We start from the raw sequence: 16,065 nt of genomic DNA, 5'->3' as shown, positions 1-16,065 counted from the left end.
GCTCAGGATAAAAATATAATGTCCTGTAACTCTCGGGTTATATAATAAGACTTTAAACTCTACTGATTTAAAATTTCCTAAAATCACCAATACTATATTCTCCCCGTATTTATACTGTCTGTTTTTGTATATGTTTGCAAATTATCGCTTAATAAATCTGTGGCATAAGTTTGGAATAATCTCAACATACCTTGCTCTTCAATTCACTTGACTTTGCGGTCTTTCTTCCGGTAGTATTCATCTTGTACTGGTTTGTACTTGGTAAAAACCTAAAATCGCAAAACCTCCTGATCGTAGTTTCGAGCTACCTTTTTTATGGATGGTGGGACTGGAGATTTTTGGGTTTGATTGCATTCAGCACCTTAGTTGACTTTCTGGTAGGAATACAACTAGCCAGTACCAAAGACTCTGCTCGGCGCAAGTGCCTTTTAATATTGTCTCTTTTGATCAATATTGGCTTACTGGGATTCTTTAAATACTATAATTTCTTCCTGGATAATTTTGTAGACGCTTTTACATTCATGGGAATGCCGATCAAGGAAAATACCTTGAACATTATTTTACCTGTGGGAATCAGCTTCTATACGTTTCAGACGATGAGTTATTCCATCGATATTTATCGCAAAAAGTTAGAACCCACTAAGGACCTGGTAGCATTTTCAGCATTCGTCAGTTTCTTTCCGCAGCTGGTAGCCGGCCCTATTGAAAGAGCCTCAAACCTCCTTCCTCAGTTCTACCAAAAAAGGAATTTCGATTATAGCAAAGCCACTGATGGATTAAGACAAGTTCTTTGGGGACTGTTCAAGAAAATTGTCATTGCAGACAATTGCGCTGAATTTGCCAATACCATATTCAACAATTCTTCTCAATATGAAGGAAGCACGCTGCTGCTGGGAGCGTTGTTTTTCACCTTTCAGATTTATGGAGATTTTTCAGGCTATTCTGACATTGCCATTGGTACTTCCAGGCTGTTTGGATTTAGTTTAATGCAAAATTTTGCCTTTCCTTATTTCTCCAGAAACATGGCGGAATTTTGGAGAAGATGGCATATCTCGCTTTCTACCTGGTTTAGAGACTATGTATATATACCGCTAGGTGGAAGCAAAGGAAATACCTTGCAGCAAATCCGAAACATCTTCATCATATTCTTATTAAGTGGTTTTTGGCATGGTGCAAACTGGACATTTATAGTCTGGGGGGCATTAAATGCCATTTATTTTATCCCGCTATTGCTGATGGGTAAAAACAGAAAGCATTTGGCTACTGTGGCTTCGGATGGAGAAGGGCTGAGTTTGAAAGAATTTTTAGCCATGATAGGTACCTTTAGCTTAACAGTCTTTTCATGGATTTTCTTTAGAGCTGAAAATATGGCGCATGCACTCAGTTACATTTCCCGAATGTTCTCCAACAAATTAGTGCAGTCCCCCGACTTCTCCCAATTTCCCGGAGCCATTACCTTATTGGTTCTGATTGCTGGTTTTCTTTGGGTGGAATGGAAAGGCAGGCATGGCCAATTTGGGATAGCTGGACTGAAGTTTATTCCAAGAAAAGCTTACCGATGGTCTATGTATCTATTGATTATTTTAGCCATTGATATTTTCGGCAATACCTCTGAACAAATAGAATTTATATACTTCCAATTTTAAGGGTGCTATGATTGAAAGGTTCTTAAAAAATATTGCTGTATTTATTGTGCTACTTATAGGGCTCAATTTCCTTCTATTCTTTTTAATAAAAGGATTTTATATCCGGGATTATAACGACGTAAACCTCAACTATTCCTCCTTTTTACTTGCCGATTCACATGGTACTCCGCTCGGGGATTTTACAGAAATCCACAATGTCCATAATTTTTCAGGCCAAAGCGATTCCTACCTGGACATGGAACGAAAGTTAAACTTCTTGGTTAGGAACACCCAGGTAGAAAAAATATATATCAGCGTTGACGATCACACCCTGTCACCCACTAGGGAAGATCAAAACAACTTAGACCGATCAGCCTATTACACTAATTCTAATGATTACGCTAACTACCTAGAATACCTCCAGGAAAAATACCTTTTTTATTATTGTGTCTTTCTGAATGATCGCTATAGTTTAATTATAAAAAATTTCCTTCAAAACGAGATGTTCAATTTCTCTAAATGGGGCGGAGTTCGATCGAAAAGTACTTGGGAAAGCCTCTCGAATGTGCAACAGGAGCAAATTAGCCAAGACCGAATCAACAATTACTTTGAAGCCCAAGCCCCTTCTGATAAAATGTCTGAATCATTAAAAAGGATTATTTTTATCTGCAAAGATCAGGACATAGAACTGATAGGGTTGAGATTCCCACTATCCAAAACTTATGTTGATCTACTAAATGAGGAAAGCTATGACGCGGATAGTATTTTGACAAGTTATAATTTTCCTATCATAGATTACGACAGCTTGTATTTGGAGCAAGACTCACTATTCAGAGATATGGATCATTTGGATAGAAAAGGGGGTGAAAAATTCGCCAAGATTCTTTTCGGAAAGAAGAAAGATAATAGCCTCAGTTAGTACTTAGAATGAAGTAAGAAAAAAGGTAGTTCGAGAACTTTAATATTTGCACATAACAAAAGGTACAGGATTCATTCTAGGTTGAGTTACCTATACTCTCCTATCGCAGATGTCCGCCCAACTAGAAGGAGTAGCTATTGCACCTCCATGACTACTAAATAGGTGGTATAACCTAAGAATGCAATCAGAAGCAATGCGGCCTCCCAGCGGTCAAGTGTTTTCTTTTTACCAAGAAACATGGCAAGAAACAAAAATATAGTTCCCATACCCAGCAAGTAAATATCCTGGTTAAATGCCAGGTTAAATGCCAACGGTTTGATAAGCGAACTCATCCCTAGAATCAGGAAAATATTGAAAATATTGGAGCCGATTATATTTCCAATCGCGATATCATTGTTCTTTTTTATTGATGCTACTACCGAAGTGGCCAGTTCAGGTAGCGAAGTGCCCGCGGCAACAATTGTCAGCCCGATAATTTTCTCACTTACCCCCAAAGACTCCGCCATAGCCACAGCATTATCCACAACCAGCTTACCACCGATCACCAACCCGGCTAAACCTCCCAAAATAAACCCCCAGATCTTAAGATTTGAATATTCTTTATGATTAGTATCAACAGAAACTGGATCGGATTTGAGAAGAGTGAACACATAAAACAGAAACCCACCAAAAAGTGCCAATAAAATAATGCCATCGAGTAAGGAAAGCCCTCTGTTTTCACCCATGAAAAAATCATTAGCCAAAAGCAATAACACAATTACCGCCACAAATGAGAACGGTATTTCTTTCCAGACAGTGCTAGACTGAACCGCCAACGGTGTCACAAGTCCAGCAATACCAAGTATGAAGAACAAATTGAAGTTATTCGATCCGATGACATTGCCATAAACTATATCCTCATACCCACCCAAAGAAGCAACGAAGTTCACCACAAGTTCTGGGGCCGAGGTCCCAAATGCAACAATTGTCAGTCCAATAGCGAGATCGGAAACTTTATGTTTTTTTGCCAGAACTGATGCACCGTCAACTAACCAATCAGCCCCTTTGACTAAAAGTAGCAACCCTGCAATAAGAATAATAACCTGAAGTATCATAAGAGAAATTAGATGCTTTAATAAAATAGGATAGAAATAGAATTAACATTAAATCCTACCCAAGAAATAAGAATATAACTTATCAAATCAATGTGATCAACCCAAATGGCTAAAAGGTGAAGATTTACAAGAAAATCACCTTAGCTATCTTACTTTATCAGAATTTGGCTTCTTCAACACCAGAAAGAAGCAATACACCGTAACCGAAATGACGGCAACCTGGGTAATGACAGCTAGAATTAATGCGGAACTATTCATGCAATCGGGATTTACGTTTAACTCCTGAATACCATACAATGCCAACTATCACCAAAAACAAAGTGATCAATTGGATTCTAGCCATTGAGGAAAAGAAAATTTTCTTTAAATAAAATGCTTCATTTTGAGGGTCTTCTAATAAAAGCTGCTTCAGGTCATCCTGAGTAACCTTTGAAACCAGAGAACCTGAATCAAAGTCCCATCCTTCTCCGGCAACTAATCCTGAAAGTGCTCCACTCCAATCATTCGCTTCTGGGGTAAACAATGCGGCAGATAATACAAGTATTAAAAGCAGTGGAGTCACGTATTTCATGATCCACTTAAAGGCGATTGGAATCCTGATATCTGCGCCGTGGTTCAATTCTTCCCAGGCCTTATTCATTCCGAAAACCCAGACGAATAATATAGTCTCTAAGAGTGCAAAAACAACCAAACTAACTGTTCCGGCCCAATAGTCATATTCATCAAAGTAACCATACTGATAAAATAAAATAGTGGGTAAGCCCATTAAAAGTGCTATTATTCCAAAGCTAAGTGCTCCCTTTACTTTACCCCATCCAAATTCATCTTGCATGAAACCCATCCAAGGGGTACCCATAGCCAGAGATGAGGTAATCCCAGCAAAGAAAAGGAGTCCAAACCAGCAGAGGCCTGCGATCATACCAAATACCTCACCCCACTGTTGAAAAAGATACGGCATGGTCTGGAATGCCATACCGAATCCGGCATTAGCTATCACCCAGTCAAGCCCAAGAAATCCTGCCGCGATAGGTATGACGATTGCACTGCCCAGCACGATTTCCACAAATTCGTTGGTAAATCCCGAAGCAAGAGAGTTAAGTGCGATATCTTCATTCTTTTTTATATAAGAAGCATAGCATTGAATAGACCCCATCCCCACCGAAAGTGTGAAGAAAATCTGTCCTGCAGCTGCCAGCCAAACTTTGGGGTCCAGAAGAGAAGAATACTGAGGTGTCCAAAGAAAATTAATTCCTTCCCAAGCATTTGCACTTGGAAATGCATCAGAAGCATAGTCGTCACCCATAGTCCAACCCTTAAAGGCGAGCACTGCCCCAAACAAAATTAGAAGAGGCATTCCGACCTTTGCCACTTTCTCAATCCCTCCTAATCCCGTGGAAAGAATATAAATATTAACTCCAAGCACTAGTAGGTAGACCAGCGCAGGAAGATAGGATATTCCGAAATCTGCATCGTCCAGCTGTACATACTGCATAAAAAAGGTGCTTACTTCCTCCTTTGACATGCCCGTGAAAGTGCCTATCAGCGTATGAATGACATAGATAAATGTCCAAGACTCGATATAGGTGTAGTAGGCCACCACTGCTATGTTCGTGAAAATCCCGAAAACGCCGATGTATTTCCACAAGCTGCTTTTACCCATGGAATCCAATATATAGGGCGTACTGTGGTTGCCTGTTCTTCCACCAAATCTACCGATTGACCATTCTGTGAATAGCAATGGGATGCCCATTAATACAAAACAAACCAGGTAGGGAATAATAAAAGCACCACCTCCATTTTGTACAGCCTGAACCGGAAATCGCAAGAAATTGCCCAAGCCTACAGCATTCCCTGCCATTGCTAAAATCAACCCAGTTCTGGAGCCCCAGGATTCATTTTTACTTTCCATAGATTTTAGAAATAAAGCAGGAATGGCCATTGTTGACCATTCCTACTCATTTAGCGAATTAAGATATTTAGTAGTGCTGCCCACTTCTCTGCTAATACTGTCTCACCCTGCAAATCCGAAAACTCCTCCCCGTCATAGATCTCCAACACAACGTTTTTGTCTTCAGGTGACTTTGGAATGAAGTCAAGGCTTATGTATTCAGGAAGCTTGTGAACATGAGTTTTGTCTGAAGTCTCTTCAAAAATTTTGGTGATGTTCACTTTTTTGAAGTTTTTCAGATCTAGAGTTTGTACCAGGTGCTTAGGCTCTTGCTGCAAGTATAGTAATACGCCCAAACTACTGTCCAGACCTATAGCATACCGCTGTCGCCAAAACTCGGTGATTTCAGGTTTGGCTCCTGAACTTTCAGCAAGTGAGGTTATCTCAGCTTTTAGTAAAACTTCTTTATTTTTATTTTTTCGCATTTGATACGCGAAAGGCAAACAAAATGCAACAGTGAGTATGCTTGACATAATCACAATCACAGGATCAATTTCTAACATGTGAGTGGTATTTATAAACTAATAAAATAAGAATCTAGCCGTCAGAACGGCAGTATTTTATCAGTAATCCTACCAGGTGTAGAAAAAATGAATGAAAGTCACCTTCACATCAAATAATGGGAAGGACTTTTTGAAAAGTGCATGAAATAATGACGTACTGTCCCCCTCATTACTTAGGCTATTCCATGTGGAATTAAACTTTGCCCATACACTCCAATCCACGACAAAGGAAGGAGTCTTTGGGTGATCAGCCGATAATAAAACATGAAGTGATGGGGATTCTGATTCCAGAACTACACCGATCCTATTTTCAGGATTAGCGTCTAAATCCAGCTTTGGAGATACTAATGGCATAGCAAATAGGCTAACTAACCATACTAGGCCAAAGAGCAATGCAATTCGCTGTTTATTCATTTAGTATCCACTGAAATCGAGGCGAAAGGTAATTGAATAAAAAACATTCTAATACTTACTTTGCCACATTTAATTTGAAAATTAATAAGCAGCATATCAAAACATATAAGTTTATTCAATCAAGCCTTTTTCTTTGAAGTAAAAGGCTCTGTATTAGCTCTAATAAGTCTACTATACCAACCTTAAAAAAATCAAGCGATCTAGATTTTACAGCCAATCCTTTGGGGCCGACTTTTAGTCATGTAGAGACATCCCATTGTAGTTACAGCAACCTTTGCTTAGAATAAGAACTAAAAGGCCTCGTCTACCTCAGCGCGCACAACCTGAAACTGAGGATAAAACTATTCGCCCATTCTAAGCCAGAATCAAAACACCCAATTGTCCTATATGTTGCAAGATCATAAATAAAGGTTTTGAGAGCTTGATGGAAACTAAACTTCAAAAGAAAACCTAACAAATTTTTATAATGTAAGCCATAGGTTAAGTCCGCAGTTTATTTTTGGGATAAAATAGTAGGTAGCTACGATCAACTATCAGTTTAGAGACCATTTTTAATGGTTATATCTGATTTATTATACTATTTTAAAGTAATTCAGTCATGATAAATCATAATTCAGTCGTTTTTTAATCTAAAACAGGAAGAAATGACGGGAATAATACTGGAAATTAGATCACTAAAACCTGTTCAATTATTGATATGAATTTTAAAATCCCAAAACTACCTAAGTCACCCATGTCCATCATGGTGATTTTAATGTTTGCCATACTCGCTGCATGCGGAGGAAAAGGCAATCAAAATTTTCTTTCATCCTCGGAGCCAAGACGAATAGAGATCCTAGTGCTCGGCCATGAAAGTGAGCATCACAATTCAGAAAAATTGATGATGTACTTGCAAACACCTTTGTTTCAAAAAGGAATCAACCTCACCTACACTACTGATGTAGCTGATTTGAATTCCACCAAGCTTAATAATTATGATGGCTTGATGATCTATGCCAATCATGATGAAATTACAACAGAACAAGAGTCTGCTTTAAAATCATACATAGAAAGTGGCAAAGCATTAATTCCAATCCACAGTGCTTCGTTTTGCTTCCGCAATTCTGATTGGTTCGTAGAGGCAGTCGGTGGGCAATTTAGCACCCATGGTACTGGAGATTTCACAGCCACTATTGTGAATGCAGATCACCCAGTTATGAATGGAATTTCTGAGTTTGAGACTTGGGATGAGACTTATGTACACAGTCAAGTGAATCCAGATATGACCGTCCTAATGGAGCGCGTAGATGATAAGGGGAAAGAGCCTTATACTTGGGTTCGTGAGCAGGGAAAAGGTAGAGTATTCTACACTGCCTATGGTCACAACGAAAAGACTTGGGAGAAAAAAGAATTTCAAGAATTAATAGCAAACGGTATCCTTTGGGCTGTAGGCGATGATGTAAACGAGCTACTGGCAGAATATAACATTCCACAGCCTCAATTCGAGGACGCTGATATTCCAAATTACGAAAGAAAAGATCCGGCACCACGTTATCAGTTGCCACTTTCTCCGGAAGAATCCATGAAACTAGTTCAAGTGCCAGTAGGCTTTGAATTGGAGCTATTTGCCTCTGAACCTATGATCATCAATCCTATTGCTTTTGCTTGGGATGAGAGAGGAAGATTATTTGTAATTGAAACAACCGATTATCCAAATGAAATTCGAAAAGAAGGCGGTGATGATAAAATCAAGATATTGGAAGATACCAATGGAGATGGTAAAGCAGACAAAGTAACCATCTTTGCCGAAGGCTTAAATATCCCTACTTCCATCATGGCAGTTAATGGCGGCATGTTGATATCTATGGCTCCAGACTTTGTATTCCTAAAGGATACTGACGGCGATGACGTTGCTGATGTACAAGAAGTAGTAATGACTGGATGGGGTAAATTTGATACACACGCCGGTCCTTCCAACTTAAAGTACGGGTTTGATAATAAAATCTGGGGAGTATTAGGTTACTCTGGCTTCAATGGCGAAGTAAGTGGCAAGAAATTTAATTTTAGCCAAGGCGTATATAGATTCACGCCAACTTGGGAAAATATGGAATTCCTTGGACGCACAAGTAATAACACTTGGGGTTTAGGTTTCTCAGAGGACTTCGAAACGTTCATTTCTACAGCTAATGGACAGCACTCTGTCTACTTGGCAATGGAAACTAAGTATGCCAAAAGAACTGTGTATAGAGGAACGCCAAATACCGCAACAGGTATAGATACGCATTACGACATGCCTCATTTAACTCCATACCTAAGACAGGTGGATTGGCATGGAAGCTACACTGCTGCAGCAGGTCACAATTTATATACTGCAAGAAATTTCCCTAAAGAATATTGGAATCAAATGGCATTTGTAGCTGAACCTACCGGTCGTGTGCTTCACAATTCACAAATAATAGAAGAGGGTTCTGGTTTCAGAGAGAAAAACGCATTCAACATACTAGCAAGTTCTGACGAATGGTTCAGCCCAGTTCATGCTGAAGTGGGTCCTGATGGTTCACTTTGGGTAGCAGATTGGTATAACTTTATCATTCAGCACAACCCTACTCCTAGAGGATTTGAAAATGGAGAAGGTAATGCATATATCAACCCATTAAGAGATAGACAACATGGTAGAATCTACCGTCTAACCTATAAAGGCAATGATTCTTCTGAAACCTTTGACTTGAAAGATGCTGATGGTGATGAGCTTTTAGCTGCACTTCAAAGTGACAACATGTTCTGGAGATTGACTGCTCAGCGATTGATCGTAGAAACCCAAAACATGGATGTATTGGAAGGATTATATGAGATCGTCAATAATCAAAATGTTGATGAAGTGGGGTTAAATGCACCTGCAATCAATGCACTTTGGGCACTTCACGGACTAGGCGTACTAGATGGAAACAATGCAAACGCACAACAAGTCGTAGAAAAAGCATTGACTCACCCATCGGCTGCAGTGAGAAAGAACGCAGTGAGGGTAATTCCTAAAAATCAAGCTGCATTGGATGCCATCCTCGCAGCCAATTTGATGGAAGATGCAAATCTTCAGACCAGAAAAAATGCAATTGTTGCAGTCTCTGAGATGCCGACTTCAGCAGATGTTTCTAAAAAGCTTTTAGCTATATCAGAAAATAAGGATAATGCTAATGATGAGTTTTTACCACAAGCAATTTTTGCTGCTGCATTGACTCACCCTACGGCATTTGAAGGAAGAGAAGTTGCTCCGAAATCTGAAGCTGATTCCTTGATGGGTGTAGCTGACAGAATTGCTAAAAGCTTAGTCACTGAGTCATATACCTTGAGTCAAAGAAATGCTCTTCTTTTCCCACCTGATCCTACTGGCAAAGAAATGACCATTGAGATGGAAGTTTCTCCAGGCAGAGAGGCACTTGACGGTGTGATGGTAGCTCAAGGAAATAGTACTAATGGCTATAGCCTATACGTTTACAAAGACGCTTTACATTTTGCAATCGCACAAGATGGCGATGTGAAAATCATCAGTTCCCGCAAAAACCTACCTTCAGAGCGATTCCTTGTGAAAGCAATGCTTATGGCAGATGGTAGCATGGCCTTAATGATTGATGGAAATGAAGTTGCTAAGGGTAAAACCAAAGGATTATTTACAGGACCATTATCTCCAGAAAATGTTCGTGTGGGTCAGTTTGATTCCAACAACAAAGTTGGGGACTATGAAGGTAATTGGAGATTCTCAGGCAGAATCGGAAATGACTCAAGTTTGGAACTTAAAAAAGCTACTGCACCTCAAGGAGGCATGGCAGTATCCTCAATAGAGCAATCAGTTGAAGTAGTAAAAAATGGTCTAGTTACGCTAACTACAATTCCGCACGAGATGTCTTTTGACAAATCATCATTTATCGTAAACGCAGGAAGCAAGCTCGTGGTAGATTTCAATAATCCTGACTTCGTTCAGCACAACTTGGTAATTGGAGCTATTGGTTCCCTAGAAAAAATCGGTCAGGCTGTGGACCAAATGGCTCAGGATCTGACTGGAATGGACAAGAGTTTTATACCTTCAATTTCTGAAGTATTGGCGTCAACCAGCTTGGTTTTCCCAAACGCTACAGATACAATTATCATGACAGTACCTTCTCAAAAAGGTGATTATCCATTCGTTTGTACACTTCCGAATCACTGGAAGCAAATGAACGGTATAATGAAAGTAATATAAAGGATGCCAATTAATGTAAAATTCGGTGTAAGCACCTGGCTTTGGACCTCTCCATTCAGTTCAGAAACACTCAGTCTATTACCAAAAATTAAAAACTTTGGATATGATGTAGTGGAGATACCTGTAGAAGATCCAGCGCTGATCAATATACCAGAAGTGAAAAAAGCACTTAGCGATAACGGCCTTGAGGCCGTTATCTGCGGAGCTTTCGGTACTAGCCGAGATTTCACCAATGAAGATCCATCATTTCATAAAACCAGTTTTGACTACTTGGACCAGTGCTTTGAAATAGCTGCTGGACTAGATGCCAAGTTTGTAGCTGGTCCTATGTATTCTGCTGTGGGAAAAGCCAGATTGGTATCCCCGGAACAGAAAAAAATAGAATGGGATCGAGCGGTGACTAACCTACGCACAGTATGTCATACAGCCAGAAAATTCGGTTTGGACATCGCTCTGGAGACATTGAATCGCTTTGAGACTGATCTTATCAATACCTGTTCGGAACTGATGAGATTGATCACTGATATCAATGAGCCTGAAGCAAAAGTGATCTTGGATGGTTTTCACATGAGTATAGAGGAACCAAATCCTGAGGCGGCAATCAAACTGGCCGGGGATAAATTGATTCATTTCCAAGTATCGGAAAACTATCGTGGGACACCTGGCACAGGAACTACGCCATGGGATGCGTATAAGCGCGGCCTTGAAGCGATCAACTATCAGGGCGTCGTATCCATCGAGAGTTTCACTCCAGACGTAAAAGAACTAGCAGGTGCAGTATGCATCTGGAAGCCTTTGGTTCCGTCTCAGGATGGCTTCGCCAAAGAAGGCTTGGAGTTTCTAAAAAGCTGGGCTGCTGGTTAATTAAAACTTAAAATCAATTGAAGTACTCAACCAAGAATTCGATGAACTCGATATTTTAAGGATAGTAGGGACCTACTACTCCTATCCTTTTGTACTTTACAGAAAATTAAAAACCTATTTTACCTATTTATTTATACTAACATACTTACAATTAAAATGAGTAATAGACCCTTTAATATCGCCATAGTTGGACTTGGTTTCGGAGCAGAATTCATTCCGATCTACCAAAAGCATAAGCTGTCTAATATGTATGCCATCTGCCAAAGGAATAAGGAAAAAGCTGAGGAAATTGGTAAAGCCTTTGGTATTGAGAAAGTTTACACAGATTACGATGAGTTGTTAAAAGATCCAGATGTAGATGCTATTCATATAAATACTCCAATCCAAAATCATGCAGAACAATCTTTAAAAGCACTTAGAGCAGGTAAGCATGTAGCTTGTACCGTTCCTATGGCAACTTCGGTAGAAGATTGTAAGAAAATCGTAGAGGAAGTTCAGAGAACTGGCTTGACCTATATGATGATGGAAACTGTGATCTATAGCCGTGAATTCCTATTTGTAAAGGAAATGTATGAGAAAGGTGAATTGGGTAAAATTCAGTTCCTCAGAGCATCACATCAGCAGGAAATGGCTGGCTGGCCAGGATATTGGGAAGGCCTTCCTCCTATGCATTATGCTACTCATTGCGTCGGACCGGTTTTAGCTTTGCCAAAAGCTCAGGCTGAGTATGTTTCATGTCTAGGATCTGGAAGAATTGACGAGAACTTGATACCAAAATACGGTTCTCCTTTCGCCATAGAAACCTGCCATATCAAATTCAAAGATTCTGATTTAGCAGCTGAAGTGACCAGATCACTATTCAATACGGCTAGACAATACCGAGAGAGTTTTGATGTATATGGTTCTAAAAAATCATTTGAATGGACACTGATTGAGCATGAGGACTCGGTGATTCACACCGGAGAAAGTCCAGAGAGAGTGAAAATCCCTGATTACGGACATTTACTTCCTGATGAAATTGCTTCATTCACCACCGCAGGAGTTTATGACGGAGATGACAACCAGCATTTGTCCTTTATTCAAGGTTCAGGTCACGGCGGGTCTCACCCACACTTAGTGAATGAGTTCCTAAATGCCCTTGCGGAAAAGAGAGCTCCTTATCCAAATGCTAAAGAGTCAGCTAATATTACCTGTGTTGGAATTTTGGCACACGAATCTGCAATGGACGGTGGAACAATCAAACATCTTCCTGAGTTTACTCTTAACAGTCATTAATCGGCCTGAAAAAGAGATTTATTCAACGTAGGCCATTGGATATAAATAGATTAAAAGAATGAAAACTAAAACCATATCAAAAACTGCTATACTGGTGTTGGCAGTAATGTCATTTGCTTGCGGGGGCGGTGAATCCACTGCTGACAAGGTCGCTACAAATGAAACTACTATCGAAGTAGAAGCTGCTAAACCAACCCCTGCTATAATCGAGGAACCGATAGTAGAAGAAGAGCAAGTGGAAGAAATGATAGAAGAACAAAGCAGTGTGGCGCTTTCTGGCGAGCAGAAAATCGCGAATTCTGATTGTCTTTCTTGTCATTTGGTAGAAAGAAAAGTTATTGGCCCGTCGTTCAAGGAGATAGCTGCAGAGTACAAGCCGACGGAGGATAATATCACCATGCTGGCTTCCAAAATAATCAAGGGTGGTGCTGGCGTATGGGGAGAGGCGGCAATGTCTCCGCACCCAGCTTTAAGTGAAGCAGACGCCAAGGAGATGGTCAAATATATTTTGAGCCTCTACGAATAAATTTAATTGGTTAAAATATTGAAGGAGTGTAATTTAATTCCACTTAGGCATTTAACCTGTTGTAAAACAAATTACCGTTTCAAAATTCTTCATATATATAAGAATTTATATTATTTGTGAGAATGGAATATGAAAAAAGGTGTCGATACATATTGACACCTTTTTTATTTATCTAACACCCAAATACGTTTTCTTTAAATTAGCATCAGTCGCCAACAGAAATATCAATTCTATCCAGACGGCTAATACTACTTAACCTTACTGGCAATTTTTTCAATCACTTCAGTTTTTGGCTCCAAGTTTCTATCAAAAAGCAATGGATAGTTTGTTCTTCCTCTTACAGGAAAATTATTTAACCAACTATTCCCATCTCCCAAACCCCAAAATGTCACTCGAGTGATTTTGTCCTTATGCTTTTCATAAATCTCAAATATTTCCGCATATCGAGCAGCTAACTTGGCTTCGCCTTCAGCAGTAATCCCATCTTTGTATGGGTTATATTCATCAGAATTTGCAAAATTCATATTAAGATCTGCTCCCACTGCCCGTCTTGGTCGTGGCAGTACATCCACATCAAGTTCTGTAACCATCACTTTAAATCCAGCTTCATGGATGTCGATTATCCCTTGCTCGATTTGCTCTAAAGTTGGAGTATCCAATTGGTAATGACCTTGCATACCGATTGCATCTACCTGAATACCCTCAGCAACCATTTCCTTGGCAAAGTCTAAAATCCCTTTTCGCTTGGCTGCATTCCAAACATTATAGTCATTGTAGTACAGTTCTGCTTCTGGATCTACCTCATGTGCTTTTCGAAAAGCAGCCTTCATAAAATCCTTGCCAGCGACTTTGTACCAGTTCGACTCCCGGAATGACCCATCTTCATTGAACGCTTCATTGACCACGTCCCATCCGTGGATCCTTCCTTTGTATCTCCCAGCAACAGCCTCAATGTGCTCTTCCATTCTGGAAATCAAAGCATCTTTGGAGAGTGCCTCATTGTTTTCATCCTGAAAAACCCATCTAGGCGTCTGCTGATGCCAAACCAAGCAATGGCCGATGGTAAAGGCACCGATTTTCTCTCCTAGGGCTACGTAATCATCACCAAATTTGAAATCATAGCGGTCGAGCTCAGGATGAACTCGCTCCCACTTCAGTCCATTTTCTGGACTAAGGCTATTGAAATGCTCAGCTATTAAGGTATTTACCTTTTCATCAGAACTATTCACTTGTCGGGCATTCACGGCAACTCCAATGTGGTAGCTGTCCGCAAAAATATCTTTGAGTCTTTCGCTATCTGGACTTTGAGCTGAAAAAAGCATAGCTAGCGAGGCGAAGGTTAAGGTTTTTTTAAGTAACATGGATATAGGTTTAATAGGTTAATTCTAATGGGGAATAGATAGTTTATTTACTGAAAATAGTAGAAGGAAAACTCAAAAGGTTATTTGCTGGAAAACAATATAGGAGCAAGTTCGTGTAAGCTCCTTCTCCAGGTTTGGAACTCGTGAGCTGTACCTTCGGATACATAAGAAACTGCATTGAATCCTGCCTCTTTCAGCGCAGCGACTGCAGTAGTTACACGATCAGGGTTTTCTTTACTTCCTGCACTGATAAATATTAGCTCCGGGTTGGTGTTACCCTGAAGTTGCTCCGGAGTGTATATACCACCGCTTAGTAGCGCGTACCGGGAAAAAACTTCAGGCTTATTGAGCGTGATGGAGTGCGTCTCCATCCCACCCATTGATAAACCTCCCATTGCTCTGTGCTCTCGGTCAGCAATAGTTCTGAAATTCGAATCTACATATGGAATCAGTTCGTCAACTAGAACAGTTTGGAACGCATCAATTTTAAAATCTCTCAAACCACCGAATTTGACTTCATTGGTCATCCCGTAAGTCATTACAATTAAGAATGGCTCAATTTTACCCTCAGCTATCAAATTATCCATGATCAAGTTGGCATGCCCTTGATTGCTCCATGCTGTCTCATCCTCTCCCCAACCATGTTGCAGGTATAGCACTGGGTAATTTTTAGAGGTCTCTTTATTGTATCCAGGGGGAGTATATACAAAGGCTCTTCTGGATGTATTTGTACTAGGTGATGGAAAAAGGACTTGCTGTACATTACCATGGGGCACATCTTTGAGCGCATAGAATTCCTCATCGTGAGCGGGGATTTCTATCCCACTTTCCCATCGGGTAGATCCATAATAGTTCTTAGCTCCAGGATCATTGAAAGTACCACCGTCAATCGTGAGGTGATAGTAATGGAAACCTTCATCCATCGGTCCGGCTGTAGTTCCCATCCAAATACCTTCAGAATTTTTGGTCAGATCGGTTCCACCTCTTCCACCTAGCCCCAAACTCACATTTACTTTTTGTGCATCAGGAGCTTCTACTCTAAAGCGTGCATATCCTTGGGAGTTCACTTGAGGATATTCTTTGCCGGGTTGATTCTTAGAAGAGGGTTTGAAATCTTCTTTGATTTCAGAATTTTCCGCTTGCGCATGGCAAACTGAGGTACTTACCGCCAAGAGGAATACTAGAATAAGGCAATAATGTTTCATGTTTTTTTAGGTTTAGGGTTATTGAAAATACGAATAAAATGCCGGTATAGAAGCTGGGTTACAAGTATGGAGATCTATGTGTCATTTGCGTATTTTAGTAGTCAAAGTTGGTAAGCAC

General features: G+C 40.1%; 12 protein-coding genes. 6 read left to right on the top strand and 6 right to left on the bottom strand.

The features are described 5' to 3' along the window. Positions 1-191 precede the first annotated feature (191 nt). Together ACPUEN_RS02730 and ACPUEN_RS02725 are read left to right on the top strand one after the other, a co-directional pair. Positions 192-1,646 (top strand): MBOAT family O-acyltransferase, encoded by a 1,455-nt coding sequence (locus ACPUEN_RS02730; RefSeq protein WP_425638295.1) that lies wholly within the window; start codon positions 192-194, stop codon positions 1,644-1,646. Positions 1,647-1,653: 7 nt separating this feature from the next. Next, positions 1,654-2,544 carry a hypothetical protein gene (locus tag ACPUEN_RS02725; protein WP_425638294.1) on the top strand — a complete coding sequence of 297 codons (891 nt, stop codon included), beginning with the start codon at positions 1,654-1,656 and terminating at the stop codon, positions 2,542-2,544. 134 nt (positions 2,545-2,678) lie between these two features. Here the strand turns inward: ACPUEN_RS02725 and ACPUEN_RS02720 are convergent, their stop codons facing one another. The 4 genes from ACPUEN_RS02720 to ACPUEN_RS02705 form a co-directional block, all read right to left on the bottom strand. Further along, positions 2,679-3,638 (bottom strand): calcium/sodium antiporter, encoded by a 960-nt coding sequence (locus tag ACPUEN_RS02720; RefSeq protein WP_425638293.1) that lies wholly within the window; start codon positions 3,636-3,638, stop codon positions 2,679-2,681. Positions 3,639-3,888: 250 nt separating this feature from the next. Then, positions 3,889-5,547, bottom strand: coding sequence for a sodium-dependent transporter (locus tag ACPUEN_RS02715; RefSeq protein WP_425638292.1), 1,659 nt, complete (start codon positions 5,545-5,547; stop codon positions 3,889-3,891). A gap of 50 nt (positions 5,548-5,597) precedes the next feature. Continuing rightward, positions 5,598-6,089 (bottom strand): hypothetical protein, encoded by a 492-nt coding sequence (locus ACPUEN_RS02710; protein WP_425638291.1) that lies wholly within the window; start codon positions 6,087-6,089, stop codon positions 5,598-5,600. Positions 6,090-6,158: 69 nt separating this feature from the next. Further along, a complete protein-coding gene (locus ACPUEN_RS02705) occupies positions 6,159-6,443 on the bottom strand; it encodes a hypothetical protein (RefSeq protein WP_425638290.1) in 285 nt (94 codons plus the stop codon). A gap of 793 nt (positions 6,444-7,236) precedes the next feature. Between ACPUEN_RS02705 and ACPUEN_RS02700 the strand changes: the two genes are divergently transcribed. The 4 genes from ACPUEN_RS02700 (at position 7,237) to ACPUEN_RS02685 (ending at position 13,381) form a co-directional block, all read left to right on the top strand. Continuing rightward, the gene (locus ACPUEN_RS02700; RefSeq protein ID WP_425640234.1) at positions 7,237-10,716 is read left to right on the top strand and encodes a PVC-type heme-binding CxxCH protein; all 3,480 of its coding nucleotides are present in this window, start codon (positions 7,237-7,239) and stop codon (positions 10,714-10,716) included. 3 nt (positions 10,717-10,719) lie between these two features. Continuing rightward, positions 10,720-11,580 carry a sugar phosphate isomerase/epimerase family protein gene (locus ACPUEN_RS02695; RefSeq protein ID WP_111610496.1) on the top strand — a complete coding sequence of 287 codons (861 nt, stop codon included), beginning with the start codon at positions 10,720-10,722 and terminating at the stop codon, positions 11,578-11,580. A gap of 156 nt (positions 11,581-11,736) precedes the next feature. Next, positions 11,737-12,855, top strand: a complete 1,119-nt coding sequence (locus ACPUEN_RS02690; RefSeq protein WP_425638289.1) for a Gfo/Idh/MocA family protein — start codon at positions 11,737-11,739, stop codon at positions 12,853-12,855. A 58-nt stretch (positions 12,856-12,913) separates the two neighbouring features. Continuing rightward, positions 12,914-13,381 carry a c-type cytochrome gene (locus ACPUEN_RS02685; RefSeq protein WP_425638288.1) on the top strand — a complete coding sequence of 156 codons (468 nt, stop codon included), beginning with the start codon at positions 12,914-12,916 and terminating at the stop codon, positions 13,379-13,381. Positions 13,382-13,629: 248 nt separating this feature from the next. On the opposite strand, the gene ACPUEN_RS02680 is transcribed toward ACPUEN_RS02685, so the two are convergent. After that, positions 13,630-14,742 (bottom strand): endo-1,4-beta-xylanase, encoded by a 1,113-nt coding sequence (locus ACPUEN_RS02680; protein WP_425638287.1) that lies wholly within the window; start codon positions 14,740-14,742, stop codon positions 13,630-13,632. Positions 14,743-14,822: 80 nt separating this feature from the next. Beyond that, entirely contained in the window at positions 14,823-15,947 is a 1,125-nt protein-coding gene (locus tag ACPUEN_RS02675) for an alpha/beta hydrolase-fold protein (RefSeq protein ID WP_425638286.1), read from the bottom strand. Positions 15,948-16,065 lie beyond the last annotated feature (118 nt).

The organism is Algoriphagus yeomjeoni, from assembly GCF_049821175.1.
Taxonomy (GTDB): Bacteria; Bacteroidota; Bacteroidia; order Cytophagales; family Cyclobacteriaceae; genus Algoriphagus; species Algoriphagus yeomjeoni_A.
This window is presented reverse-complemented; position numbering and strand designations above follow the sequence as displayed.